The following is a 25,629-nucleotide window of genomic DNA, read 5'->3' as shown; positions in this document are numbered from 1 at the left end:
CTTCTGCAGGTGTTATATTTCAAGGAAGGTTATGAACAAGATTCTTTTAGCTTTACTCTTTATCAGTCAATTGGCTTTTGGAGAATCTCCAAGCCCAAAACTGATAATGGCCACATCCGCATACGACACACCCATTAATTGGGCTGGTGAGATAATTGACTCCAAGATAAAAGAGAATGGAGAAAAAGTATCAGTTTACTGGCTTGTAAAGCACCATTTTGAAAAAGCCCCGCTTAGCGATAAGCCATATAAGTTAAAGAAAACGGGTGACGGCTACTTTGTTATTCATCTAGTTATTTCGTCAACAGTAGAAGACGCCAAATTGTTAACTGAGCAAACTAAAGGCTCCGGCTCATTTGCTGTAGTCAAAGGCATTGCCCTCAGCCAAGTTCAATTTAGTGGGCACACTGCAGTCGCCATTGAAACAGAAACGATGGACATCACCAGTGAAATTGAAATATAAAAAGTATAGGTAGGTTGCTGCGGGCCTTTGGCCCTTCACGGGACAGCCTAAGCTACGCCCCGGCCACCCCTGTTGTAGTCGTTAAATGTCTAAATGATTTCAGGAATTGAGCCAATGGGCATTTTTATTGTTTTAGCCTTGCTTCTTTGCTGGCTTTCAATTTTATGGGGGCCAGCAATTTATAGCTTTAGGAGAAAGGGGTTCCCAATAAAGTCAAAACTAGTGATGGCTACACTCGTAGGGCAAGTTATATTGGTAGTTCTCTTGGTAGTATTGGCTGAAGTTGTAGGCCTCTTAAATCCGGGCGGGCTAATTTTAGCATTTACCATAGCTGTTTCAGTTGGCGGCTTTTTTATAATAAGGTGGCTTTGTGCCAAAAACATTTAACAAGTTTATCAGCCATCGCCACTTCGTGGTAGGACAGTCAAACTGCTGTCCTTTTTGTACGTTTTTTTACGCAAATTATCGCACAAAAACCCCATCACTTTGCCTGCCGGTTATTGAGGCGCTAAACATATGAAATTCATCACACTAATATTTCTCCTAATACCCCTACAAAGCTATGCATGCTCATGCTGGCATATAGGAGAAGTTGACAAGAGTAAGTCATTCCTCGTAATGCCTATAGAGGGCGAAGCGATCTACCCCGTAAGCGAAGAAGAAGGAAAAAAACTTATGGGGGCGGGTGAGGTTACAACAATACTTGAAGTTTTCGCCCCACTAAACAGCGGCCTCACAAAAGGCAGCAGGATTACCTTCAAACAAAGATATAGTATGTGCACCGCATTTCTCTTGCCCAATGGTGTGTATAGAATTGACTCTCCACCAGAAAGTAAGTTCATCACAGGATCAAGGTGTAGCATACACCTCGAAGATGTAGGCAAAGTGCCCGAGAGCGTAGACCCAGAGCTTGTAGATTTAATTAAGCAAGTAAATGAATTGGATCAAATTAGGCCTTATGCCAAGTAATTGTTTAACAAAACGCGCAAGCGGGGCAAAGTGCTGCGTACTTCGCTTGGCATTATGTCTAAGGAAGTGATTAAGGGAAACTTGAGTAGAATAATCTTTTTCCTTTTGGGGATAGTGATTTCATATGGCATTTCAGTTGTCTGGTGGAATGCGTGGATGTATAAAGAGGTAGTTGGTCCAGTTCCTTTCTTGAATTGGATGTTCTCGATTGATGGTGAAGCTTCATATTTTCTAACGGAGCTGGAAATGTTTGCGCACATATTATTCCTGTATTTAATTGGCTATTCCCTTTACTTCTTAGTAATCCTTAAGAAAGGTAGGTAATATATGCCTGTGAAACACATAACAAATTGCTGCATTCGACCACCTACACTCCACTCGCTTTGTACTGTACGCTAAGCTAGCACAATGCGGCTCTATTCCGGTGACGGCTGAGCAAGGCGTTAACCAAAAAGATGAAGCATGATTTCTGAGAGAGAAAATACGATTATTGCGGCAGCATTTGAATACTGGATCGAAAAGTGGGGCTCGGAATGTCCGGCTTTGTTTGGTTTTGAGAAAGAAACGCTGGAATCGATAAGAGCCGCTTGGCCACAAAGTATATCGGAGTGCTCATGTGAGTGTGCATTAGCCATAAATAGTTCATTCGGTGAAATCTTGTATGGAGCTTCTGCGCTAAACGTAACTAAGTTCCATTCTATCTTGGGTTTTGAGCGTAATGAGATTGAGGTGTTGTTTAAAGCCCTTCGGCCAGAATTGGAATGTAAAATTGATTAACAAGGCGAAGTAGCATCGACCCTCCGGGGCTGGACCTCGCTATGCTCGGCCACTATTGGGAGCGTTATCCCAACCTCTTCCAGAGTTGCTAGCTACTCTCAATGACCGAATGAATATGCTTGCGAAAATTCTCCGGTAGTTGCGAATAGAGTCGAGCAGTAAAAGGGGGAAATGGAATCTGTGCAAAATAGTGCAGGTTCTCCACTCCGTAAATCTCCACCAAAGTAATCCCCACGGCCTCACACCATACCGGCAGCAGGTCCGCCGGAACTCTTTGTACGCCCGTTTCCATTTTCGAAATTTGAGATGACGCAAGCCCCAGCTGTCTTGCCGGCTGTGCAATCATCATCCTCTCCCGTTTCCGTACGTTGCTCAGGAGATCGCCTAGTGATCCGGCCTCAAATATCGAGGTGCGTTTGGCGGCTTGTCGTCATAAGGCAATAAAGATGGCCGGTGTTAGGTGACACAAGATTGAGATAGGGCTAGCAGTTACAAGGAGTTGCGCATGCCTATAAAAGCGCAAGTGGAGCAATTGCAGCGGGTCGCAGGCCTGTGTGTGGCCCTGGAGCGGGTAACAGGCTGCCCTGATTTAGCGGGAATGGATGCCGTGTTAAAGCTGATAGGTGAGGAAGTGAGCACCACTATCCAAGGTGTTATCTATTCGGCTGAGTCAAAAGGAGGTGGCGGCGCCGAGATGGCTTGAGTACAAAATACCTGTGAGGCCCTGGAGTCACACTGGCTACTTGTCTTTATTGGGTGCTCGCCACTACACTGTATAAAAATACAGTACATTGCTAGAGCACATGAAACTTTCCCCTCTATACGGCAGTGGTGTTAGCTGCGGCTTTCCCTCGCCAGCGGATGACCACAAAGAAGCAGCGCTGAGCCTGGATCAACACTTGATAACCAGCCCGGCGGCGACATTCCTCGCCCGCGCTAACGGCGACTCTATGCAGAACCTCGGCATCTTTGACCGGGATCTGCTGGTAGTCGACCGATCATTAACGCCAATACACGGTGATGTGGTGGTGGTTGCCCTCGATGGGCAGTTAACGTGCAAGGTGCTCGACCGCCAACAGGGCCGCCTGCTATCAGCCAATGATAAATACGCACCGATTCCCATTTGGGAGGGGCAGGAATTGATTGTTGAGGGAGTGGTCAAGGCTTCCGTGCGGTACCACCGGTCCTGCTGATGTTGGCACTGGTTGATTGCAACAGCTGCTATGCCAGCTGCGAACAGATATTCCGCCCCGACCTGCGCGGGCTCCCGGTGGTAGTCCTTTCCAATAATGATGGTTGCGTGGTGGCTCGCTCGAAAGAGGCCAAGGTATTAGGTATTCCTGATTTGCAGCCGTTCTTCAAGATCGAGCATCTGTTGCGAAAGCACGGGGTAAAGATCTTCTCGAGTAATTACGCCCTGTACGGCGATATTTCCCACCGGGTAATGATAACGCTGAAGCAGTACAGTCCAGAGGTTGAAGTCTATAGCATCGATGAGATGTTTCTGGATCTACATGGGTTGCAAGAGTGTCTACTGGATTACGGCCAGCAAATAAGGCAAACCCTCTGGCGGGATGTTCGCATGCCGGTGGGCGTTGGCATTGCCCCGAGTAAAACCCTGGCCAAGCTGGCAAATAGAGTCGCCAAGAAGATCCCCAAATGTCAGGGCGTCTGCGTCTTGGACTCCCCCGCAAAGTGGCAATGGCTGCAGCGACGCACTGAAGTGGGTGATGTGTGGGGTGTAGGCAGGCGCCTATCAAGGCGACTTGGGCACCTGGGTATCAAGACAGCCTATGACTTGGCACAAGCCAACCCGAAAATTCTACGCAGCCATACGAATGTAAATATTGAGCGCACGATAGAAGAGCTAAATGGCATTAGTTGCTTAAGCCTGGAAGAGCAGCCACCGGCCAAGAAACAGATCTATTGCACACGCTCATTCGGCGAAAAGCTCACCGATCTGCAGCCGATACTGCAGGCCGTCACCTTGTACGCAAGCAGGGCAGCGGAGAAGCTGCGCACTCAGGATTCCCTGGTGAAGTCCGTCCATGTATTCCTGCATACCTCACCCCATGAGCCGCACTACTACAGCCGCAGCACCGTAGTGCAAACCCCTTACCCCACCGATGACACTCGGCTGATAGTGCAGCTGGTAAAGCGCGCGATTACAGAGCTGTTCCTGCAGGGGCATAGATTCCTGAAAGCGGGGGTGGGGCTGGTAGAGCTTATCCCCCGATCACTGGGCCAAGGCGACATGTTCACCACGGGCCAGCCAATACGATCAGGTGAGACCATGCAGGCTATCGATCAGATCAACCAGAGGTTTGGCGGGGTACCTTGTTTCTGGGAGCTGAAGGTATCGACAAGAAGTGGAAGATGCGACAGGAGCATCGATCGCCAGCCTATACGACTCAGTGGGACCAGCTACCGGAGATTACGGTCTAGCTGCTGCGTAAGCGTATGAGGTCTTTGTAAGGTTAATGGGCGGGCTCTCGTGGAGCCTGCAAAAGAGCTAAATCGACCTAATGTTCGCGGAAAGGGGTAGATGATAAAGACGTTGGTGCGCTGCCGCAGTTGGCGCGTATCGTATAGAGTTTGCGTCATCTGAAACGTTACGGGCTAGCAAAAGATAAGTGGGGGGACTGAGTGGGGGACCACAAAAGGCAGAAACAAAAAAGCCCTGAAAAATCAGGGCGTTCTGTATGAGTAATGGCGGTGGGGCAGGGATTCGAACCCTGGGACCTGTTACAGTCAACGGTTTTTAAGACATCTGTTTAACTTTCCATTGGTACTCAAAATGCCACTAAATGGCGTTATCTTGCGTGAAATCTCCCTTTATTACCCTGTAACCTTCAGTTGTGTTGAGATATTCAGGGCAATGTTTTAGGGGCGATTTTCAGTATTTTTGAGCACAGGCCGCATAGGCCATACTCATTCAAATCCAGAGGCTCATTTAGCTTCTCCAGCTCTCTTTTGATGATGCTTCTCTCTGTATCTTCCGAAAACCCTGGATCAAGAATACTGGGCTTAAGGCCGGTGGTTTGACACTGTTTACATGAAACAATAAAACGCTTTCCACGCCCCAGTCATGTATCAAGGGGGTATGATTTTCCGCGTTTTAAATGTTTGCTATGAGACATATCAAAATGATTATTGTGCCCTTAGATTTTAGTGGATAGCCCTTATGTCAATTGTGTCTGGCAGCAAAGGTGAGTCACTTAACTGTAAAGGTGGCCTGGTCATTAGTGCGGAATAGCTCAAGAGCAAACGGTTGGGCCAGCGTATATACATCTAAAATGTTGTAATCTTTACCTGGCGTAGCTCCGGACTGGATGAGGGCATCCTCAACATTACGAGCTGCAATCATAAGCATGTCTGTTAAGTCTGTTTGATCTACTTCTTCAAATCTTTGAATCAGTGGCTTTGGCATTTTATATCCTCATTTAGCACTATCGTAGTCGGTGGATGCGAGTAACAAATAGTTTTTGCTATCCTGCTTTCGGATAGCGCAGTCGGCTCAACTATAATTATTTAGACTCAAGCCATTTGCCATTATCTAGCGGTTCCTCCATTCCATAGTAATCTTCCAGAAATCCTCTGATCGTAGTGTCTACCATATAGGGGGATATGTTGATTTTCTTTATCATTGCATCTCTGATTAAGTCCCCCATCCAGTTCAGAACAGAGCAGCCAAATTGCTTAGTGTCCAAGTTAATATTTTCACCTTCTTTGTGTAAAAAAGCAGGTAATAAATCAATGTAGGATTTTGGGACTTTGTGGTATTCCAATGCTTTAATTAAAGAACCTTGATCGTTTTTATATACTGCTGCATTGAGACATTTAATCTTATTTGTTCGGCCCCAGTTGTTGGGGTCATGAACGGCAGTAAATAGTGATCTGGTATTCTTTGGAGGAGTCCATTTGTCTTGTTCTATGAAATCTAATTTGAACTCCTCATTATGCATTTGAGCGAAATTTATAGTTACATTTTCATAGTGAGGGTGATTTTTCTTTGCATCGTTAAATTCGTCAATGATTTCTTGGTGGATATTATTTTGATTTCCATTATCTTTGTTTTCGCCATAAGTTCTACATCCTAAATAGACTCCTTTTATGGCTTCAACTGGTAGAGGAAACAAAAATATTGATTTTCTATCATTGGGGTCCTTTTCGACGTTTCTAGTCACAGCAATAGGAATATTATGATCCCCATTGAAGTCAAGAATCATTCGGTACTCTTCCTCATATCTCCAGTCAGTGCTTTTTACAAAAAAACGATCATAAGCTGATTCCATAGTTGAGGCGGATTCGTGTCTATCAGTTCTGTACTGGACTTTCCATGGCTTACCTTTATGGCGGCATAAAGATGAATTTTTTCGAGACATGGGGATATCTTGTTTGAAAAACTTATGTTCCATGTCGAATTCTAAAACTATCCCTTGGTGTTCATTCGCATAATGGGGCCACATGAGCAAGTTGTCATTCCTTGCAGTAAGACATAATATACCTATGTCGATATACTTAAATTGTAAGTCCTTCAGATTCCAATTTTCGATAATGCTAGAAGAAACTCCATTGCCATGAATTTTTTGCTTGATAGATGAGAGTTGAGGAAATCCTTCGAATGGGTCGTTGAAGGTTTCAGGTTGAGAAAAACGTAACATTGGTGAATTGAAAAAATTGTTACTAGGTCTCCAGGGCATATACTTGAATAGTGATTTCTCACTAGGTGGTGTTAATATCATCTACCGGAATCCATCTTGCTAGTTTCTAAGAAAAAATTAATTATTTAATGGCAACTTAGAATATCACTTATAGCTTCATTCCCTAAAGTGAATTCTTTCAATGGCGCTCTAGCGAGCTAAGCGCACTCCTCTCCACCACATCCTCCGGCGACAAATGCGCATAGCGCATAGTCATCTCTATAGTGGAATGGTCCAAAATCTTATTTAGAGTGAGAAAATGAAATTTCTTCATTTTTGGAATGTTCTCTGTGGTAACGGTTGACTTCCTCTTCTGGGGTGGATTCCTTTAGTGGGAAATCAGGAAAGTATTTTTTAAGAAGTTTATCCGTAATTCATGGCTGATACCATCTGTATTGAATTTGGCATAGCCTTCAAAGGGGTCATTGAGGCTTGTAAAATCAGCAAACCATATGTAATTTTTATGTAAGGCATAAAAGTCTCTTTCGGTCCCGAATCTAAATTTAAACGTTCTAATACTCATTCACTGCACCCTTAGATACATAGATGTTTTACGACAGTGGGGGATTCATGGTGTTTATGCATGACTTCCCTGATTTGATCTGCGAATAATGTAGGTTTCATGTCTGATCTTTATTTCTTTGTATCCATATATGAAATTGACCAAAGGAGTTCCATAGCCAATCAGTATGGTTGCCACTTTCATTCCAGGATTAGGAGAGGATGTAAATATAAGCTCCATCCCTCCAAAGAAAGTGAGCCATGTAACGCTAGCTAATATTAAAGTTATAGATAGATAGTTTTTAACTAGTGTTGCCTTGAAAAACTCTTTTTTCTTAATTAATTTGAAAAATAATTTTCTCATGGGGTGGTGCTCTTTTTTTATTTTCGAGTTGGGTTGGTCAGCGTGCTAGCTGATGCGCTGGCTTTTACAAAGGTTTGGGTGGGGGAAGAGGCGTCGTCATCGCCAAATACTTTCCGGCGGAGGGGTTATATAGTTGGATATCTATTATTATTCTATCGGTAACACTAGCCGTGGTTACAGTGTGATGCTCTCTTGACTGTATATATTTTTCGCTACCCCATAGACAGGTTGCTTGTATGCCCTCTTCATTAATTAAAGAAGTAACTGCGATTTTTTGTCCAAGGTTTGCTCCAGGTATTAATATTTCACACTTGCGAGAAGGGGATTCACCAACCAAAATCAGGATGCCATTATCACTGTTCCTCGCTTCCATAATACTGAGTTGGTCTGGATCAATTTCTATTAGGTTATCTGCTGTTGGATAGATTTCATTTCCTTTCATTGCATCCTGGCAGCCAGATAAGGCAAGCAAGCAGGTACCAACCTTCAACAAGCCCATAAAAATTCGCATAACCAGCTCCCTCTGATTTTCTATGGTTATTAATTGTGCAGAAAAAAGTGGCGCCAGTCACTCCTCCCCACGCCTGCCGATTTTGGGCGCTCTTTTAGTTGATGGAATGGCACATGAGGCTAGGGCCTGAGCTGGTGCAGGGTCTACAGCCAATGGGGATTTCACAAAATGAAAGGTTTTGAAGCGCTTTGAACAGATTTTTCACTGATCAGAACCTCAGAATACTGGTACGGGCTACAAGGGAAGAGGGCGACAGGAGCATCTTTGTAGCTAGGGCTGGCGCGCTCTGACTTGATTTGTAATGGCGGCGTTGGTAGGCGGTTATCTTGTGCCTGTCCCTTTCTTGACCTCAGCTAATGCCTTTGAGATCGCTTTCTTTGCCTTTGTATACGAACTCTTAGGGTCTGCTTCATTGGGTAGAACAGTGAACTGTTTTTCTTTGTCGGTTAGCGGCTTGTTACTCATCGTCATGGTCCTTATCGAGATCAATGATCATTTTTCCGTCTTTGTCACTTTTGCCGGATGCCAAGCCTTCAGGCTCTTTGATCTTGCCTTTCTCTGCTCTCATTTGTTGAGCCAGCTTCTTTAGCCCAGCTTTTGCTCGCTCCTCTTTGGAAAGCCCTTTGAGCTTTTCATCATGAGCAGTATTGAAGTCTTTGATTTTGTCGTTCATCAAATAATTCTCCGGGTACAGCTGTCGCTTTTGGGGTCGTACTGGAACCCTTTGTGTTCATAGTAATCTCGGACATCACTATTTATGGGGTGCATGATTTTCACATGCGTAGCGCCGAGAAGAGTGGCATAGGCGTATAGGGCCAAATAGGTTAGGTCTAAATGTGGTTCCCCAGCTTCTGGTGATTTCTCGATGTAGTCCAGCCTTAGCCCTGTAGCGTGATAGGTTGGGCGCCCCATAGCGAAGCCTACTAGACGGTTCCCAGCCCAAGTAGCAGATTCAAATCGTTTAGGGAACTTGAGTTTCCAGCTTATCCAGGAAGAAGGCCAGTCCCAATCAACCTTCCGATTGGGGTGATTCTCCCAATGCCGGAAAGCCGCGTAGGAGGCGCTATCGACAAGTGCAAGGCGGGTATCCGGTAGATCCAGTGCCTCATTGGCCATTTGGATCGATTGCCGTCTGAGTTCGGTATACCTGCGCTCTAGTTCCTCGCGCATGCTCAGCTTATAGGCTGCCATATAAACTCCTTTTCAAATGGCTTTCTGCTTTTTTCTTTCAGCTTGGAGAAGGGTATCGGCGCCATGAAGACATGCACTTCCCGCCTCCCTGGCAGTAAGAGATATTTTTGTGTTGAGACTTTGTTGAGACGTGAACGAAAAAGGGCGGTACCAAGGAAATTGGTACCGCCCTTCTGATGCTTGTAAGTCTATGATTTACAAGACTTTATATGGCGGTGGGGCAGGGATTCGAACCCTGGGACCTGTTACAGTCAACGGTTTTCAAGACCGCCGCTTTCGACCACTCAGCCACCCCACCAAATTGTGCTGCGCATTATACATGGCTTCTCGGGATGTACAAGCGCCATTTTGATTTTTTTTATATAGTTCAATAAGTTAGGTGATTTATTGACCAGCTTAAGGCTTACTGTCAGGTTGATAAGGCCGCCCCGGCCATTGGCTGGGGCGGCTTGGCAGCTATCGCTTAGCTCGCTTCTGCAGAGTCGCGATCGATATCTGCGTTGGCATCAACTTCCACGGCCTTGCGGCTGATACGCGGGTCGTTGGCCGGGCGGGCGAGGGCGCGTGGATTGTGCTCAATCGCTGCCGGCTGTGCGGTATCCAGCGGCTGCTGGGAGCCCACTTCACGGCGCTCAGTAACAATTGAGAATTCACCCAGTGGTTTGGGGTTGATGCGCGGATCATTTACTGCGCGTCCCTGGCTGGGTGCGGTCGGTTCCTCTTCGGAAGCTGCCTGCTCGGCGGCAACAATTTCTTCCTGAACTTCCGGCTCGCTGGTGCCTGCCTGTTCCTGTAAAGCTTCAGCTGCAGCTTGTGCTTCTTCAAGCACGATTTCCTCTGCTGCTTCTACTTCTGGCTTGGCAGGAGTGGTTTCAGCTTTGGGGGCAGCCGGAACTTCTGCCGTGGTGGCTTTTTGTTCTGGCGCTTGCTCTACAGGCTTGGTCGGCTCGGCAGCTGGCGCAGCTGCTTTTTCTACCGGGGTAGCTTTGGGCTTGGGCTGAGTAGGCTGCTGTTGCTTGGCTGCCTGTGGGGCGCTTTGCGGTTGAGCTGCAGGCTTCTGGGTCTCTCGTGCTTCAGACTTTTCCTCGTGAGCAGTGCGCACCGGCATTGTGATGGCGGGCTGAGCTGCTTGCTTGGGAGCTCGCTGCGGCTTCTGAGAGTCTTTTGCTTTGGCCTTGGGTTTGGATGCCTCGGTGCGAGTCTCTTTTACGACTTCCTTAGTTTTGCGGACCTCGTTTTCGGCTTCGTCGATGGCTTCGTGAACTTCGCGATTCAGCTCTTCCTGGCTGTGAGCTACCGCGGTTGCTGCGGTGTTCTCACTGCGGCGTCCGCCACGACGGCGCGCCTGAGGGCGGCCGCGCACATTGCTCGGGCGACGTGCTGGGCGTTGCTGATCGGAGGTGTCTCCAGCTTGTTCGTTGGTATCAACGGTATTTTGGGTTTCAGCAGCTTGAGTGCGGTTGTCGCTGCGGCGGTTGTCGTTGCGGCGGCGGCGACGTCTGCGCTGACCTTCACCCTGGCGATCGGAGGCGCTGTCATGCTCGTCCAGCTTGGCGCTGCGCTTATCTTCGCGTTGGTCGTCGCGCTTATTGTCTTCGCGGCGATCATCCTTGCGGCGCGCGGGGCGGCCGCTGCGGTTGTTGCGATTTCCGCGCTGGTTGCGATTGCGGTTGCGCTGCTGGTAGTCCTTGCCACGGCCTTTGGACTTTTGATGTTTCTTCGGCTCTTCCTCTTCTGCGGTGAAGAAGGAGGCGATAGCGCTAATCAATCGGCTGAAGAGACCAGGCTCTTCCTTTTTCTCCGGAGTGGGAGCTGGAGCGGTGTGGGCAATTTGCTGCACGGCCGCTTGCACTGGAGCTGGACGCTGTGGCTTTTCCTCTTTCTTGGTCACTGTCTCTTCGGCAGTGCCAGAAATCTTGTAGGAGGTTTCCAGAGTGGCAGTGTCATCGTCGCGGAGTCGCTGAACTTCAAAGTGCGGCGTTTCCATTTCCGCGCTGGGTACAACTACTACGCGAGTGGAATTGCGGGACTCGATCTGGGAGATCGTTTTGCGCTTTTCGTTCAGCAGATAGGTCGCGACATTCACCGGGGTGATTGCACGGATCTCGGCGCTGCGCTCTTTCTTCGCTTCCTCTTCTACCAGGCGGAGAATGGAGAGAGCCAGAGACTTGGTGCCGCGAATGGTGCCTTGGCCGCTACAGCGGGGGCAGACGCGGAATGTGGTTTCACCCAGGGATGGGCGCAGGCGCTGGCGGGACATCTCCAACAGTCCGAAGCGGGAGATGCGGCCAACCTGAACGCGCGCGCGGTCCATGCTAAGGGCCTTCTCCATGCGCTTTTCAACTTCGCGCTGGTTGGACTTGCTCTGCATGTCGATAAAGTCGATTACAACCAGTCCGCCCATATCGCGCAGGCGCAGCTGGCGAGCGATTTCATCGGCGGCTTCCAGGTTGATATTGCGCGCGGTCTCTTCGATATCGCCGCCCTTGGTTGCGCGGGAGGAGTTGATGTCGATAGATACCAGGGCCTCGGTCACATCGATAACGATGGAGCCACCGGAGGGGAGCTTCACTTCGCGCTCGAACGCTGTCTCAATCTGGCTTTCAATTTGATAGCGATTGAACAGCGGGATGGCGTCTTCGTAGTACTTCACCTTATTGGCGTAGTGGGGCATTACCTGGCGGGCAAACTCTGCGGCCAGCTCAAAGGCGCCTTTGTCGTCGACAATAACTTCGCCGATATCATCGCGCATGTAGTCGCGGATGGCGCGGATAATGACGTTGCTTTCCTGGAACAGGAAGTGTGGCGCCTTGGAGGTATCAGCTTCTTCCTTGATGGCATTCCAAAGTTGCAGCAGGTAGTTGAGGTCCCATTGCAGTTCGTCACCGCTGCGGCCAACGCCGGCGGTACGCACGATGATGCCCATGCCTGAGGGGACATCTACACTGGCCAATGCATCGCGGAGCTCGGAGCGCTCATCACCTTCAATGCGGCGGGAGATGCCACCGGCACGAGGATTGTTGGGCATTAATACCAAGTAGCGGCCGGCGAGGCTGACAAAGGTGGTGAGGGCGGCGCCTTTGTTGCCGCGCTCTTCCTTGTCCACCTGGACAATAACTTCCATACCTTCTTTGACAACATCTTTGATTTTGATGCGGCCTTCGATGTCTTTGGGCTGCTTGAGGAAGTACTCGCGAGAGATTTCTTTCAGGGGGAGGAACCCGTGGCGCTCTTCGCCGTAGTCGACGAATGCAGCTTCGAGGGAGGGTTCTACACGGGTAATCTTACCTTTGTAGATGTTCGCTTTTTTCTGCTGGCGGGTTCGGTTCTCAATATCTAAATCATAGAGCCACTGGCCGTCGACCAGGGCAACACGCAACTCTTCAGGTTGGGTTGCGTTGATTAGCATTCTTTTCATGCGTGTCGTTTTCCTTGCGTTGCGCAAAGGTGTGACACCGCTACTCACAGGCTTGCTTGTTGGCTGCCTGGTGGAGAGGACCACCAGGCAGGGCAGGGAAAATAAGGTATGCCAGCTCTACCGCGCCATGGATCTATGCGGCTTGTTGAGACTGGCATTTGCCTATTATTCGCTCTGCAAAAACTCCGGATACGCGCTGTTATTGTGCTATCCGTTGGTACCTTTAATACCTTTTGTTAGTACTGCCCTGTACCTGTGCTGCAGGCTTCTGCAGCAGGGTTGGGCGCCGCCCCTTGGTTTGTTTCATGCTGGGCGGCAAGGTTTGCGTCAATCATCAGAGGTTCTGCAGTTCAGCTTTTGGCTGATACCCATTCTTCTTAATTTTTTTACCAGGCTTGCGGAAGCTGTGCTGCCCTGGTTGCCAGTTCGGTTGCTGGCTCGTCGTATTCTGCAAAACCGGACGCAAGTTTGAGTCGTCCTTTCAAGCGCTGCGGGTCACGGCCCGTCTTACCTTCGCGATAATTACCCGCATAACCGCGGGCTGTTGTTGCCGGTGAGCTCCCCTCTGGTTCTGGTAATTGGGGGACATCTCAACGGCTAAGTTTTATCAATGACGCGGCATCTCCGCGCACCGACCGAATGGGGTATTTTCGTTGGGGTCACGGCTATCTCTTCATGTGGGAAGTCGCCTTTGACCGAAAATACGCCGAATTCAGGCCGGCCGAATATAGCATGGGCAGGGAGGTGCTTCAATTGTATCCCTGGCAACGCTATGATGCGCGTCATGCGAAGTATACCCCACCCTAAGAAGGCTCCGGCCGAGACCCCATCAAAGACCTCGAATCCATCTGGCGGCGTGCAGCTTTTAACTGTACCTGAAGAGCTGGCGGGACAGAGGATCGACAATTTCCTCCAGGCGCGCCTCAAGGGTGTGCCGCGTTCACGTATATACCGAATCCTGCGTAAGGGTGAGGTAAGAGTAAATAAAGGACGAATAAAGGCTGAATACAAGTTAAAGGCGGGCGATGTGGTGCGAGTGCCGCCAATTCGTGTTGCCGAGCAGGCTGAGGCCCCTCTCGCTGGTGAATCTCTGCGCCAGCTGATCCAAGAGTCCATACTTTACGACAAGCACGGGCTTATGGTGATCAATAAACCGTCGGGACTTGCGGTCCATGGCGGCAGCGGTGTCAGATTGGGCCTGATTGAAGTTTTGCGCCAGATGTTTCCGCAAAGCCCGTTTATTGAGTTGGTGCACCGCCTGGACCGGGATACCAGTGGCGCCATCATGGTGGCCCGCAAGCGCGCGGTATTGCAGCATGTTCAGTCGGAGTTGCGGGCGGGAAAGATCGGTAAATCGTATCAGGCATTGGCGGCGGGCAAGTGGCCCCGAGGTCGCCGCGTTGTTGAGGCACCTTTGCGCAAGAACACTTTGAAAAGCGGCGAGAGAATGGTGTCAGTGCACCCTGAGGGGAAGCCTTCAGAGACCCGCTTTAAGTTGATTGAGAGATTTAAGGCGGCGACTCTGCTTTCCGCAGAGCCGGTCACCGGGCGAACACACCAAATTCGAGTTCATGCTCAGTTTGTTGGTTGCCCTCTGGCGGGCGACAACAAGTACACCTCGGACGAAGTCAATCGTGAATTTCGTGGTCGCGGTCTGAAGCGTCTCTTTTTGCACTCGGCTTCAGTGCGCTGCTCTTTGCCAGATGGCTCCAAGGTTGAGGTGGAGGCTCCACTCCCTGCGGAGCTGAGTGCAGTGCTGAATAGGTTAAGGGAAGAGTAGGGCGTTCTTTTGTTATGTTGGTAATCCTCGATTGGGACGGGACGGTTTGTAATTCTGAGGCGCGTATCGTCGATTGTATGTTGCGGGCAGCAGATAGAGCCGGTTTGCCGGTGCTTGCCCCGGAAGCGGTTAGCAACATTATCGGGCTTGGTCTGCCGGAAGCGATATCCTCTCTGTTTCCGGAGGCTGCCAGTGAAGAAAAGCTCACGTTGCGCCAACTTTACTTTGATGAGTGGATGGCGGCCCGGGTTGAACCTCTGCCGTTATTTGAGGGAGTCCTGGATACCCTGGACCAGTTGCTGTGCGGTGGTCACCAGTTGGCGGTAGCGACCGGGAAGAGTCGGCAGGGGCTCAACCGGGAATTTGAGGAGCACGGCCTCGGCCACTTGTTTGCCGCCAGTCGTTGTGCGGATGAGACCGCTTCCAAGCCTGACCCGCTGATGCTGAATGAGTTGCTACATGAGACCGGAACCGGTCCGGAGCAGGCGGTAATGGTGGGGGATACCGTATACGACCTGGAAATGGCGGCGGCGATCGGTATGCCCTCTATCGGGGTGAGCTATGGCGCTCATTGCCCAACCCGACTGCAGGGGTGTGGCCCCAAGGTTGTTATCGATCGTTTCTCTGAGCTGCTCCGCTGGCCGCCACTCCTTTAAGTGGCTTGCGGGCCCAATGGATCTATGCCAAAGTGGTTCAGCATATCGGTAAGGCGGATTAGTGGCAGCCCTACCAGGGTGTTGAGATCTGCTCCTTCAAGCCTTTCAAATAGGGCGATACCTAGCCCTTCCACTTTAAAAGAGCCGGCGCAATCGTAAGGTTGTTCCAGCTCTACATACCGTTCAATTTGCTCTGTGCTCAACTGTCGAAAGTAGACGGTGAAGGTTTCCGTATCGCCCAACTGCTCTCCGCTTGCGCTATTCAGCAGGCTCAAGCCGGTGTGGAATATCACTTTTTTGCCGTTGCAGGCTTGCAGCTGGGCGATGGCGCGCTCCCTACTGCCTGGCTTGCCAAGTATTTGACCGTCGCAAGAGGCAACTTGATCTGAACCGATAATCAGTGATTTCGGGTGGCGGCCTGCGAGGGTGCGCGCTTTCTCTGTGGCGAGGCGCAGGGCGAGTGCAGCTGGCGCTTCCCCCGCCTGTGGTGCTTCATCTATATGGGGCGAATCCTGCTGAAAGGGGATGCCAAGCTGTTGTAGTAGGGTTCTGCGGTAAGGAGAGCTGGAGGCTAGTATCAGAGGGTGGGGCATTCTGGTGGATTTTCCGCTGGGTCGAATAGTGGTTTGTGACCGGGCGATACTGCAATGCCTGATTTGTTTTGACAAGGCTAAGGTGAGTCCATAGAATTGCGCGCTTATGTCGATAGCCCCCTCTAAATCAGTATTGCCAAAGAGCATTGATGCTCGGAAATTGGTACAGCGAGAGCAGTTGCTCGATGGTGTTTTGCCGTTGGAGTCCCTGCCTCGGGTTTGTAGCGCAGTTGAGTCTGTCCACGGAGAGATTTCTGCTGAATTGCAGTTTGAGCGAGACTTGCAAGGTCACCAAACGGTGAGCGGTAAGGTTCAACTTGCAGTTGACCTCTTGTGTCAGCGCTGTTTGTCACCGGTCCATGAGCAGATCGAGGCACAGTTTAGCTGGGGTATCGTATGGACTGAGGAGCAGGGTAAGGCCCTGCCCAAAGATCTGGACCCGGTGATCCAGGACGGCGATGAGCTGGACTTGCACCAGATCCTTGAAGATGAAATTTTGCTCAATTTGCCAATGGTGGCTTATCACCAGGAAGAATGTGTCTCCAAGGAGAGCTTTCATTTTGGTGACGAGGTTGCCGAGGCGGATGAGCAACAGGCAAACCCCTTTAAAGTGCTGGAGCAGTTGAAGGGTTCGTCGGGTAAATCCTAGGTTTCCCGATGAGTTTGGGCTCGCCGGTAGGCGCCCCGGTTCCAGCGAAATTTGTTTATTTTAGGAGCTAGCAATGGCTGTTCAACAAAACAAGAAGACTCGTTCCCGTCGCGGTATGCGCCGTTCCCACGATGCGCTGGGCGCAGGTGCTACCCTTTCCGTCGATCCGACTACCGGTGAAAAGCACCGTCGTCACCACGTGACCAAAGACGGTTTCTACCGTGGTCGCAAAGTGATCGAAGTTAGCGGCGGCTCTGAAGAAGAGTAAGCTTTGTCCAGCCAATTGCGATTGGCCGTGGATGCAATGGGCGGGGACTTAGGTCCCCGCTCTGTCGTTCCGGCATGTATTAGATTTCTTCAAAACTTCCCTGAAGCGCAGCTAAAGCTATTTGGTCCGCGCGCAGAGCTTCAAGCTCTGGTTCATCAAGAGCTGCAACGCCATCGCCGCCGCGTTACCCGCCGTCTCGAAATTATCCATTGCGAGCAAGTCATCACTCAAGAGTGCAATCCGCTGCAGGCTGTTCGCCATAAGCGCGATTCAACCATGGCGATGGCCCTGAAGAGTGTTGCATCGGGAGATGTGCAAGCTGCAGTTACCTCCGGCAATACCGGCGCCTTGTTGGCGTTGAGTCGCAGTATTCTCGGTAATATCCAAGGTGTTAGGAAGCCGGCGCTCGGTAAGTCTGTACCTTCGGGTATGGGTTCCTGCTATCTTTTGGACCTTGGTGCCAATGTGGATTGCAGTGCTGAGGATTTGCTTCAGTTCGCCCGTATGGGGATTGAGGCTCAGCGGATTCATACTGCCCGCAAGAGTGTGAAGGATATAAAGGTGGCACTGCTCAATATTGGGGCGGAAGCACATAAGGGTAGCGCCGAAATACGCCGTGCAGCGGAACTGCTCGATGCGGACCCCGGGGTCAATTATGTTGGCTTTGTTGAGGGGCATGATATTTTTACCGGCTCGGTAGATGTGGTTGTTTGCGATGGCCTGATGGGTAATGTCGCGATGAAATCTGCCGAGGGTGTGATTCGACTAATGGGTCAAAAAGCGTTCACAATCGAGAAAAGAGGGTGTTTCAAGCGTTTTTTTGGCCAATTGGCCATAAAGCTGTTGCGAAAATGGCGTACACAGGTGGAACCTGCTCGCTATAATGGCGCCAGCTTTGTAGGGGTAAAGGGCAACGTGATCAAGAGTCACGGCGGTGCCAGCAGCGAAGCTTTTTATCGGGCGATGGTTACGGCGAAGGAGTGTGCCGATGCTGACCTGGCAGCCAGGGTCGATGCCGCTATGGCACAATCCGGCGAAAGACGCTCCATGGATGAAGGGTAAAAAGCAGTTTTCCCTTACTGAAATCAGCCACATTTAGGTTAAGGATATCTTATGACCAATGCCGCACTCGCATTTGTCTTTCCGGGGCAGGGTTCCCAGAAAATAGGTATGCTCTCTGAGATTGCCCAAGAGGCGCCTGAAATTCAGGCCACTTTTGCCGAAGCATCCAATGTGCTCGGCTATGACCTCTGGGACCTGTGCCAGAATGGCGAGCAGGAAGCCATTAATCTCACCCAGCGTACCCAGCCCCTCTTACTGACTTCCAGTGTTGCCCTTTATCGCATGTGGCGCTCTCGCGGCGGTGCCCAGCCTGCATTCATGGCCGGCCACAGTTTGGGTGAGTGGTCAGCACTGGTGTGCTCTGGCGTTCTGGCATTTAAAGATGCGGTTCATTTGGTTCGCGAGCGCGGCCGCTTGATGCAAGAGGCGGTTCCCGTAGGGGAGGGCGCTATGGCTGCGATCATCGGTCTTGATGACGCAGCTGTCGAAGAAGCTTGTGCTGCTTCTGCTGAGGGTGAAATAGTCGCTGCGGTGAATTACAACTCTCCCGGCCAGATTGTTATTGCGGGAAGTAGCGCGGCGGTGCAGCGCGCCATCGAAGCCTGTAAAGCTGCCGGTGCAAAGAAGGCTATGCCTCTTCCGGTCAGTGCTCCATTCCACACTGAGCTGATGCGTCCCGCGGCGGAAAAGCTGACCCCTCAAATAGAGGCGACAGAATTTAACGCGCCAGAAATACCCATCGTGCACAATGTCCACGCTGAGCTTGAATCGGATCCGGAAAAAATTAAGACCCTGATGATCGAGCAGATTTATCGCCCGGTTCGCTGGACTGCCTGCGCACAAAAAATTATTGGCTCCGAAGTGGAGCAAATGGTTGAGTGTGGTCCGGGTAAGGTTTTGTCTGGCCTGATCAAACGTGTCGATCGAAGTGTTTCCTGTCACGCAATCGATAGCCCCAGTAACTTTAATGAAGCTCTGCGAGCTACAGCGGTATAAATCGCTCAAAAAGTAGTCCAGAAGTCGAATAAGGATAAGTGAGAATGACCTTACAGATGTCCCTTGAGGGTAAAGTTGCCTTGGTGACAGGTGCAAGTCGCGGTATTGGTGCGGCAATTGCAGATATGCTCGGTGGAATGGGTGCCACAGTTATTGGTACTGCCACCAGCGAATCCGGTGCTGAAAAAATAAGCGCCCGCTTCGCAGAAGCCGGTATCGCGGGTGCCGGTAAAGTTCTGGATGTGGGCAATGCGGAAAGTGTTTCCGAGCTTCATGCAGCGATAAAAAATGAGTTTGGTGCTCCTGCGATATTGGTTAATAATGCTGGCATCACCAAGGACAACTTGTTGATGCGCATGAAGGATGACGAGTGGGATTCAGTCGTCAATACGAATTTGACCGCGGTCTATCGCATGAGTAAGGCTTGCCTGCGCGATATGACCAAGGCGCGATGGGGACGGATTATTAATATCAGCTCCGTCGTAGGAAGTATGGGTAATGCCGGTCAGAGCAATTATGCAGCGACCAAAGCTGGTGTGGGAGGCTTTGCCCGCTCCCTGGCTTCAGAGGTGGGCTCCCGAGGAATCACGGTTAATACCGTAGCTCCCGGCTTTATTGATACTGATATGACAAAAGTCTTGCCTGAAGCGCAACGCGAGTTGCTTCTGGGTAAGATTCCTCTCGCGAGGCTCGGGAAGCCGGAAGAAATCGCTTCGGTGGTTTCCTTCCTGGCGAGTGATGCGGGAGGCTATGTCACCGGCGAGACAATTCATGTCAATGGCGGTATGTACATGGCGTAGTTTGTGTTTCAAAATGTCTCTTTAACTTATTGATTTTAGAGATATTTATGTTTTTGCTGATGGTGTTGAGGGGCCGCACATTACATCCCGAAAAACTTGGGGTACAATGGCCTCTGAATTATCCAAAAGCTGTGTGAGCCGGTCGTTATCACCAACAACATTGGATACGGTGAAAAACAATAGCGACTAAAACAGATTTTTACCCACTAGGAGTTAAATTGAATCATGAGCAGCATTGAAGAGCGCGTTAAAAAGATCGTTGCTGAACAACTGGGCGTTAAGGAAGAAGACGTTAAGCCTGAAGCCTCTTTTGTTGAAGATCTGGGCGCTGACTCACTCGACACAGTTGAGCTGGTTATGGCTTTGGAAGAGGAATTCGAAACTGAAATTCCCGATGAAGAAGCTGAAAAAATCACTACTGTTCAGCTGGCAATGGATTACATCAAGGATAACCTTGGTTAATTCCTGCTGGGTAGTTTAGGCACGGGCAGCTCAATATGCTGTACCTAGCCGAGCGATTCTGAAAGCCGTTCTATGTTTCATAGCGCGGCTTTCTTGTTATTGGTACTACGGAATTGTGACTGCTGACCGGATGTTGTTCTTTTAACTACATTGGTGAAGGACGGTAGCAGAAAATTTCAGGGGGGAGCGCAGTGTCGCAAAGAAGAGTTGTTGTAACCGGAATGGGAGTCGTTAGCCCGTTAGGTAACACCCTAGAGGATACTTGGTCTGGGGTACTACAGGGAGCTAATGGTGCTGCTCCGATTGAGACATTTGATGTCTCGGCTTTTTCAACCCGCTTCGCCGCTACTGTAAAGGATTTTGATCCCACGCCATACATGCCCGCAAAAGAAGCGCGCAAGATGGATACTTTCTTGCAGTACGGACTGGTTGCCGGTATTCAGGCTATGCAAGATAGCGGCCTGGAGGTAACCGAGGAGCTGGGTCCGCGCGTGGGTACCTGTATTGGCTCTGGTATGGGCGGTATCCTGGCTATCGAAGATAATTCATTGCTGATTGCCGAAAAAGGCCCTCGCCGTGTATCACCTTTCTTTGTACCTGGCGCCATCATTAATATGGTTGCGGGTAACCTCTCGATTAAATATGGCCTCAAAGGCCCCAATCTGGCAGTGACAACAGCCTGTACCACAGGAACCCATGCGATTGGTCTCGGCGTTCGTGCGATTCAGCACGGTGATGCCGATGTGATGGTATGTGGTGGTGCAGAAATGGTTACCACCCCGGTAGGGCTCGGCGGTTTCTGTGCGGCAAGAGCGCTGTCCACCCGCAATGATGATCCGCAATCAGCAAGCCGCCCCTGGGATAAAGACCGTGATGGTTTTGTACTGGGTGAAGGGTCTGCGGTACTTGTTTTGGAAGAGTACGAAAATGCAATCGCTCGCGGAGCCAAGATTTATGCAGAAGTAGCTGGCTTTGGTATGAGCGGTGATGCCCACCACATGACCTCTCCTCCGGAGGATGGCGCTGGCGCTGCTCTCTCAATGGAAAATGCCCTGAGAGATTCTGGTATGAGCCCAAGTGATATCCAGTATATCAATGCTCATGGTACTTCCACTCTGCTGGGAGACACAGCTGAGATCCTGGCGGTTAAAAAAGTATTCGCGGGGGTGACGGACTCCCTCGCTGTGAGTTCTACCAAGTCGATGACCGGTCACCTGCTGGGGGCTGCCGGCGCTATTGAAGCCGTTTTCTCGGTATTGTCATTGCGCGACCAGGTTGCGCCCCCCACTATCAATCTCTTTTCCCCGGATGAGGCCTGTGCCGGTATTAACCTGGTGCCCCAAGAGGCCCAGCCGATGGCAATCAATGCAGTCCTATCCAATTCCTTTGGTTTCGGTGGCACCAATGGGTCACTGATATTCAAGCGAGTCTGATTCCCGTGCCCACCGCGAGGTGGGCACACCTGCCTTGGGAGCTCCATGTACCAGTTACCTCAAATGTACTTTCGGGGGCTGGCCGTTGATCAGTTACCAGATGATGCTGATTACTCGGGTGGAATCCTCGAAACAATGCGCTGTCACAACAAAGGTCTACCGCTTTGGTCTTTCCACCGCGCTCGCCTGGAGCGTTCGGGAGTGTTGGATGAGGCCTGTCTGGGAGAAATTGAGCAGTCGACGTTAAAATTGACAGCCGGCTGTCGCTGGCCTGAGGCGATTGCGCGCCTGCGTGTTGGCAGTGTGCGCGGGCAGCAATGTTGGGATTTGGTGCTGCGGCCGCTGATTGAAACTGCTGAGGGGCAGGTGGGCACTAGCCTTTTCCCTTGTTCGACGAGCTTGCCGATCGGTAGTAATTCGAACCAGGGCTGCAAAACTTTACTCCGTAACCGATATAATGCGGCAAAAGCAGAGCTGCCGATGGGTCAATTTCTCGATGGATTGATGCTGGATTCGGCGGGAAGGGTCATCGAAACCCTGCGCTGTAATATCCTGGCCCGATTTGGTGGGAAGTGGATGACTCCATCCCTGCACCGGTGTGGTGTTCATGGTGTGATGCGGCAGTGGCTCTCGAGCCATATCCACTGGCAAGAGGAAGACATGGGGCTTTCCGAGCTCTGTGAGGCCGATGAGCTGGCTCTCTGCAACAGTGTTCGAGGTGTATTACCGGTAGTAGAGGTAATCGGTTACAAAAATTGGCCTGTGGGTGTCGAGACCCGCAAGCTACAGAAGCTGATATTGGATAAATTGTGGTGAAGAAAAAGCAAGCGAGTTTTGCTTGGAGAGTGTTGAAGCTGATATTTGGTGGGCTGGTATTAGCCTGCTTGGTTGCAGTTGCCTCTCTATACGTGGCAAAGGAAGCCTTGGAATCCCCCCTGCCGATTGCACAAGATGGGCTTACGCTTCAGGTGGAAAAGGGCGGAAGTTTGTCCCGGACGCTGCGAAGCCTGCAGGGTGAAGGGATAATCCAGTGGCCGCAAATACTTCTCGCCTATGCCTACTGGGAGGGCACAACAGAAATCCATTCCGGCGAGTATTTAGTTCCCTTTGGCAGTAACGCCAGGGACTTAATCGCACGCCTGAATCGCGGTGAAGTTACCCGCTATCGCATTACGCTATTAGAGGGCTGGACCTTTCGCCAGGCCCTGCGACAAATCCGCTCCGGTGAAAGAATCGTTCAGTCCGAAGAGGGGAGCAATGTCAGTGCCGCTGCCCAGGCCCTGGGCCTAAAGGAAGATGAGGTCGAGGGTTGGATTTTCCCGGATACTTACGTCTACCGGTCCGGTACCACAGATATTGAGCTGTTGCGTCAGGCCTATGGTCGGATGCAGAAGGTACTGGATGAGGAGTGGCAATCAAAAGGGGATGATCTGCCCTATAAGTCGCCCTATGAAGCCTTAATCATGGCTTCAATTATCGAGAAAGAGACAGGGCAGCCATCTGAGCGCAGTGAAATAGCCGGTGTTTTTGTGCGCAGGCTGAATAAAGGTATGCGCTTGCAGACCGACCCCACCGTAATTTATGGCTTGGGTGAGGACTTTGACGGAAATCTGACCCGTACACACCTGCGCCAGGCAACACCTTATAATACTTATGTTATTAATGGCCTTCCCCCTACGCCGATTGCCCTACCTGGGCGAGCGGCAATTCGGGCCGCTTTAAATCCAAAGCCCGGCAAGAGCTTGTATTTTGTTGGCAAAGGGGATGGATCTCATCATTTCTCAGCGACTCTGACAGAGCACAACCGTGCGGTGCGGGAGTATCAGCTGAAAAGGCGCGCGGATTACCGCTCGAGTCCGGCAAAAGGAAAGAATTAGTGTCGCACGGCAAGTTCATCACCCTCGAGGGTGTAGAGGGGGTGGGGAAATCTACCAATTTACTCTTCATCACCGAGTGGCTCAAAAAGCACAATATTAACTTTATCCAAACCCGGGAGCCGGGAGGCACCCCATTGGCAGAACAGCTGCGCGAGCTGTTATTGGCCAAACGGGATGAATCCGTTGATCCCACGGCGGAATTATTGATGGTGTTTGCCGCCCGCGCGCAACATCTGTCCCAGGTTATACTGCCCGCCTTAAAACGTGGGGATTGGGTGATCTGTGATCGCTTCACCGATGCTACCTATGCCTACCAAGGCGGTGGTCGCAGACTGGATCGACAATTGATCGAGCAGTTGGAGCAGACAGTTCAAGGGGATTTGCGCCCAGATAAAGTGCTTTTATTGGATCTCGACCCAGAAGTGGGGCTACAGCGAGCTGCACGCACTGGGGAAGCGGATCGGTTTGAGAGTGAGCATCTGGAGTTTTTTCAGCGGGTGCGTGCGGCTTATCGTGATCGAGCTGAAGCTGCGCCTGCCCGTTACGCGGTTGTGGATGCCGGTCAATCTCTGGAACAGGTGCAGATGGATCTAGCCAAGCAATTGGAGCTGTTGCTTTAAGCTATCTTGCCCCAGAATCTATTTTTAAATGATAAGAATTGTGGCTGATGTCTGTGCCTGAAACTTTTGAGTATAAATCGATACCGGTACCTCTTCCCTGGCACTCCGAGCAATGGCAGCGGTTGGGCTTGCAGTTGCAGGCGGGCCGCTGCCCGCACGCTTTGCTGCTGACTGGCCCGGAGGGGTTGGGAAAGCGACAATTCGCGGCTGCTTTTACCGCGTTGGCCCTATGTGAACAACCAAGGGCAGGTCAGGCCTGTGGAGAGTGTAAGGATTGTCGGTTGTGGATGGCTGGCTCGCATCCTGATTTCCTACAAGTTGAACCTGAAAAGCCCGGTGGCCCGCTGAAAGTGGAACAGATCCGTCAGCTGGGCAACTTTGTTTCCCGCACCAGTGGGCGGGGCGGGGCGCGTCTGGTTTGTTTGTCGCCAGCGGAGGCGATGAATGTCAACGCAGCCAATGCCCTGTTGAAAAACCTGGAAGAGCCGGCACCCTCCGTTATCTTTGTGTTGATCACCGATGCCCCCACAGGCCTTTTGCCAACCATTCGAAGTCGCTGTCAATCTATAGCTTTTCCGCCCCCAACTGGAGAGGTGGCGTTACAGTGGCTATACAGCAATGGGCTGGAAGAGCCGCTGGCACAGCGTGTCTTAACTCTGGCAGGCGGGGCACCATTATTGGCGGCGGAGCTGGCCGAGCCCAAGTCGAGAGAAGTACGCGAGCAGTTTTTTAAAGATTTGGTTGCTGTAGCTCAGGGTACGGCAAGTTCAGTCTCTACAGCGGGCCGTTGGGAAACACCGGCCGAGGGTGTTGAATTGGTTCAACTACTGCTTTTCTGGCAGCACTGGTTAACCCAGATGGTGCAGATTCGCAGTTGTGATCTTAGTGGAGATGCCCAGCTAATGGTTCTTTTGCAGAGGTTGCCGGGGTCGAGTGAGCAAAGCTTGCAGCCAGTATTTGCGTTCTACGATCATTTGCTTCAGGCGCGGAAAGGGTTACTGGGCACAGCTAACCCCAATCGTCGTTTGCTGCTGGAAGAATTATTTATTCGTTGGGCGAAGCTTTTTGCTTAGGCGTCTTGCACAAGTCGGGTAGGGTAATTGACGTTGCCTGGACACAGGCAGCGGGCTTAGATAAGTTAGCGCATCATTTAGAAATATAAACATTGAGGTTGTCCATGAAAGCCATGGGAGGCGGTGCCCGCAACGGCATCCTGTCACTGAAAATCCAGGATAAATCTGTGCTCTATGCGGCCTATATGCCCTTCGTAAAGAATGGTGGCTTATTTATCAGTACGGATAAATCGTACAACCTTGGCGATGAGGTTTTTCTGCTTCTGAGCTTAATGGATGAGCCGGAAAAGATTCCGGTTGCCGGTAAAGTGATCTGGATTACGCCCAATGGTGCTCAAGGCAACCGCACTCCCGGAATCGGAGTTCAATTTGGCGATAAGGACAATATCGCGCAAAACAAGATTGAAACCCACTTGGCGGGAACCTTAGAATCCAGCCGCCCAACCCATACGTTGTAACCCTC

General features: G+C 50.7%; 31 protein-coding genes and 1 tRNA gene. 22 read left to right on the top strand and 10 right to left on the bottom strand.

Going from position 1 to position 25,629, the window contains the following annotated elements; translation table 11 throughout:
- The first annotated feature begins 31 nt into the window (after positions 1-31).
- The 4 genes from ACJJIM_RS10875 to ACJJIM_RS10860 all read left to right on the top strand — a co-directional run bounded on the left by ACJJIM_RS10875 (position 32) and on the right by ACJJIM_RS10860 (position 2,209).
- Positions 32-463 carry a hypothetical protein gene (locus ACJJIM_RS10875; protein WP_444913272.1) on the top strand — a complete coding sequence of 144 codons (432 nt, stop codon included), beginning with the start codon at positions 32-34 and terminating at the stop codon, positions 461-463.
- A gap of 114 nt (positions 464-577) precedes the next feature.
- Positions 578-850 carry a hypothetical protein gene (locus ACJJIM_RS10870; protein ID WP_413662294.1) on the top strand — a complete coding sequence of 91 codons (273 nt, stop codon included), beginning with the start codon at positions 578-580 and terminating at the stop codon, positions 848-850.
- A 129-nt stretch (positions 851-979) separates the two neighbouring features.
- Positions 980-1,432 (top strand): hypothetical protein, encoded by a 453-nt coding sequence (locus ACJJIM_RS10865; protein WP_444913271.1) that lies wholly within the window; start codon positions 980-982, stop codon positions 1,430-1,432.
- 462 nt (positions 1,433-1,894) lie between these two features.
- Positions 1,895-2,209: a hypothetical protein gene (locus ACJJIM_RS10860; RefSeq protein ID WP_444913270.1), complete on the top strand. Its 315-nt coding sequence runs from the start codon at positions 1,895-1,897 to the stop codon at positions 2,207-2,209.
- An 88-nt stretch (positions 2,210-2,297) separates the two neighbouring features.
- Here ACJJIM_RS10860 and ACJJIM_RS10855 read toward each other — a convergent pair whose 3' ends face one another.
- On the bottom strand, positions 2,298-2,558 hold the full coding sequence (locus ACJJIM_RS10855; RefSeq protein WP_444908052.1) for a helix-turn-helix domain-containing protein: 261 nt from the start codon (positions 2,556-2,558) through the stop codon (positions 2,298-2,300).
- Positions 2,559-2,714: 156 nt separating this feature from the next.
- Between ACJJIM_RS10855 and ACJJIM_RS10850 the strand changes: the two genes are divergently transcribed.
- The 3 genes from ACJJIM_RS10850 to ACJJIM_RS10840 all read left to right on the top strand — a co-directional run bounded on the left by ACJJIM_RS10850 (position 2,715) and on the right by ACJJIM_RS10840 (position 4,673).
- On the top strand, positions 2,715-2,912 hold the full coding sequence (locus ACJJIM_RS10850; protein WP_444908053.1) for a hypothetical protein: 198 nt from the start codon (positions 2,715-2,717) through the stop codon (positions 2,910-2,912).
- Between the two features lie 100 nt (positions 2,913-3,012).
- Positions 3,013-3,402: a LexA family protein gene (locus tag ACJJIM_RS10845; RefSeq protein ID WP_444908054.1), complete on the top strand. Its 390-nt coding sequence runs from the start codon at positions 3,013-3,015 to the stop codon at positions 3,400-3,402.
- Positions 3,402-4,673 (top strand): Y-family DNA polymerase, encoded by a 1,272-nt coding sequence (locus ACJJIM_RS10840; RefSeq protein WP_444913269.1) that lies wholly within the window; start codon positions 3,402-3,404, stop codon positions 4,671-4,673. Before ACJJIM_RS10845 ends, ACJJIM_RS10840 begins: the two co-directional genes overlap by 1 nt.
- A gap of 750 nt (positions 4,674-5,423) precedes the next feature.
- Here ACJJIM_RS10840 and ACJJIM_RS10835 read toward each other — a convergent pair.
- From ACJJIM_RS10835 to ACJJIM_RS10800, 8 genes are all read right to left on the bottom strand, one after another.
- Positions 5,424-5,639 carry a hypothetical protein gene (locus tag ACJJIM_RS10835; RefSeq protein WP_444913268.1) on the bottom strand — a complete coding sequence of 72 codons (216 nt, stop codon included), beginning with the start codon at positions 5,637-5,639 and terminating at the stop codon, positions 5,424-5,426.
- A 97-nt stretch (positions 5,640-5,736) separates the two neighbouring features.
- On the bottom strand, positions 5,737-6,954 hold the full coding sequence (locus ACJJIM_RS10830) for a DUF2971 domain-containing protein (protein ID WP_444913267.1): 1,218 nt from the start codon (positions 6,952-6,954) through the stop codon (positions 5,737-5,739).
- A 535-nt stretch (positions 6,955-7,489) separates the two neighbouring features.
- Entirely contained in the window at positions 7,490-7,777 is a 288-nt protein-coding gene (locus tag ACJJIM_RS10825; RefSeq protein WP_444913266.1) for a hypothetical protein, read from the bottom strand.
- A 64-nt stretch (positions 7,778-7,841) separates the two neighbouring features.
- The gene (locus ACJJIM_RS10820; protein WP_444913265.1) at positions 7,842-8,288 is read right to left on the bottom strand and encodes a hypothetical protein; all 447 of its coding nucleotides are present in this window, start codon (positions 8,286-8,288) and stop codon (positions 7,842-7,844) included.
- A gap of 457 nt (positions 8,289-8,745) precedes the next feature.
- Positions 8,746-8,961, bottom strand: a complete 216-nt coding sequence (locus ACJJIM_RS10815) for a hypothetical protein (protein WP_282950757.1) — start codon at positions 8,959-8,961, stop codon at positions 8,746-8,748.
- Positions 8,961-9,479, bottom strand: coding sequence for a hypothetical protein (locus tag ACJJIM_RS10810; protein WP_444913264.1), 519 nt, complete (start codon positions 9,477-9,479; stop codon positions 8,961-8,963). The genes ACJJIM_RS10815 and ACJJIM_RS10810 overlap by 1 nt, the downstream gene beginning before the upstream one ends.
- A 210-nt stretch (positions 9,480-9,689) precedes the next feature.
- Positions 9,690-9,777 (bottom strand) — tRNA-Ser (locus ACJJIM_RS10805).
- Positions 9,778-9,942: 165 nt separating this feature from the next.
- Entirely contained in the window at positions 9,943-12,897 is a 2,955-nt protein-coding gene (locus ACJJIM_RS10800; RefSeq protein WP_444913263.1) for an Rne/Rng family ribonuclease, read from the bottom strand.
- Between ACJJIM_RS10800 and ACJJIM_RS10795 the strand changes: the two genes are divergently transcribed.
- From ACJJIM_RS10795 to ACJJIM_RS10785, 3 genes are all read left to right on the top strand, one after another.
- Positions 12,896-13,369 (top strand): hypothetical protein, encoded by a 474-nt coding sequence (locus ACJJIM_RS10795; RefSeq protein WP_444913262.1) that lies wholly within the window; start codon positions 12,896-12,898, stop codon positions 13,367-13,369. The two genes, ACJJIM_RS10800 and ACJJIM_RS10795, sit on opposite strands and share 2 nt — an antisense overlap.
- A 312-nt stretch (positions 13,370-13,681) precedes the next feature.
- A complete protein-coding gene (gene rluC / locus ACJJIM_RS10790; protein WP_444913261.1) occupies positions 13,682-14,677 on the top strand; it encodes a 23S rRNA pseudouridine(955/2504/2580) synthase RluC in 996 nt (331 codons plus the stop codon).
- A gap of 14 nt (positions 14,678-14,691) precedes the next feature.
- On the top strand, positions 14,692-15,333 hold the full coding sequence (locus ACJJIM_RS10785; protein WP_282932471.1) for an HAD-IA family hydrolase: 642 nt from the start codon (positions 14,692-14,694) through the stop codon (positions 15,331-15,333).
- Here the strand turns inward: ACJJIM_RS10785 and ACJJIM_RS10780 are convergent.
- On the bottom strand, positions 15,330-15,926 hold the full coding sequence (locus tag ACJJIM_RS10780) for a Maf family protein (protein ID WP_444893643.1): 597 nt from the start codon (positions 15,924-15,926) through the stop codon (positions 15,330-15,332). The genes ACJJIM_RS10785 and ACJJIM_RS10780 overlap by 4 nt on opposite strands.
- 106 nt (positions 15,927-16,032) lie before the next feature.
- Here ACJJIM_RS10780 and ACJJIM_RS10775 point away from each other — a divergent pair, with 106 nt between their 5' ends.
- The 12 genes from ACJJIM_RS10775 to ACJJIM_RS10720 all read left to right on the top strand — a co-directional run bounded on the left by ACJJIM_RS10775 (position 16,033) and on the right by ACJJIM_RS10720 (position 25,624).
- Positions 16,033-16,575 carry a YceD family protein gene (locus ACJJIM_RS10775; protein WP_444913260.1) on the top strand — a complete coding sequence of 181 codons (543 nt, stop codon included), beginning with the start codon at positions 16,033-16,035 and terminating at the stop codon, positions 16,573-16,575.
- A 73-nt stretch (positions 16,576-16,648) separates the two neighbouring features.
- The gene (rpmF, locus tag ACJJIM_RS10770; protein WP_108733564.1) at positions 16,649-16,843 is read left to right on the top strand and encodes a 50S ribosomal protein L32; all 195 of its coding nucleotides are present in this window, start codon (positions 16,649-16,651) and stop codon (positions 16,841-16,843) included.
- Between the two features lie 3 nt (positions 16,844-16,846).
- Positions 16,847-17,905 (top strand): phosphate acyltransferase PlsX, encoded by a 1,059-nt coding sequence (gene plsX, locus ACJJIM_RS10765; protein ID WP_282932473.1) that lies wholly within the window; start codon positions 16,847-16,849, stop codon positions 17,903-17,905.
- A gap of 51 nt (positions 17,906-17,956) precedes the next feature.
- A complete protein-coding gene (gene fabD, locus ACJJIM_RS10760; protein WP_444913259.1) occupies positions 17,957-18,901 on the top strand; it encodes an ACP S-malonyltransferase in 945 nt (314 codons plus the stop codon).
- A 56-nt stretch (positions 18,902-18,957) separates the two neighbouring features.
- Entirely contained in the window at positions 18,958-19,701 is a 744-nt protein-coding gene (fabG, locus tag ACJJIM_RS10755) for a 3-oxoacyl-ACP reductase FabG (protein ID WP_444894745.1), read from the top strand.
- 225 nt (positions 19,702-19,926) lie between these two features.
- Positions 19,927-20,163 (top strand): acyl carrier protein, encoded by a 237-nt coding sequence (gene acpP / locus ACJJIM_RS10750; protein WP_020415205.1) that lies wholly within the window; start codon positions 19,927-19,929, stop codon positions 20,161-20,163.
- Positions 20,164-20,354: 191 nt separating this feature from the next.
- Positions 20,355-21,596 (top strand): beta-ketoacyl-ACP synthase II, encoded by a 1,242-nt coding sequence (gene fabF, locus ACJJIM_RS10745; RefSeq protein ID WP_413662282.1) that lies wholly within the window; start codon positions 20,355-20,357, stop codon positions 21,594-21,596.
- Between the two features lie 45 nt (positions 21,597-21,641).
- A complete protein-coding gene (locus tag ACJJIM_RS10740; RefSeq protein ID WP_444913258.1) occupies positions 21,642-22,412 on the top strand; it encodes an aminotransferase class IV in 771 nt (256 codons plus the stop codon).
- On the top strand, positions 22,409-23,473 hold the full coding sequence (gene mltG, locus ACJJIM_RS10735) for an endolytic transglycosylase MltG (RefSeq protein ID WP_444913257.1): 1,065 nt from the start codon (positions 22,409-22,411) through the stop codon (positions 23,471-23,473). Before ACJJIM_RS10740 ends, mltG begins: the two co-directional genes overlap by 4 nt.
- Positions 23,473-24,093, top strand: coding sequence for a dTMP kinase (tmk, locus tag ACJJIM_RS10730; protein ID WP_282932477.1), 621 nt, complete (start codon positions 23,473-23,475; stop codon positions 24,091-24,093). The genes mltG and tmk overlap by 1 nt, the downstream gene beginning before the upstream one ends.
- A gap of 47 nt (positions 24,094-24,140) precedes the next feature.
- A complete protein-coding gene (locus ACJJIM_RS10725) occupies positions 24,141-25,166 on the top strand; it encodes a DNA polymerase III subunit delta' (protein WP_413662280.1) in 1,026 nt (341 codons plus the stop codon).
- Between the two features lie 104 nt (positions 25,167-25,270).
- A complete protein-coding gene (locus ACJJIM_RS10720) occupies positions 25,271-25,624 on the top strand; it encodes a PilZ domain-containing protein (RefSeq protein ID WP_413662279.1) in 354 nt (117 codons plus the stop codon).
- Positions 25,625-25,629: the final 5 nt, after the last annotated feature.

This window comes from Microbulbifer maximicatervae (SeqCode), assembly GCF_052467615.1.
The sequence above is the reverse complement of the archived record's forward strand: the minus strand, read 5'-3'. Positions and strand labels throughout refer to the sequence as shown.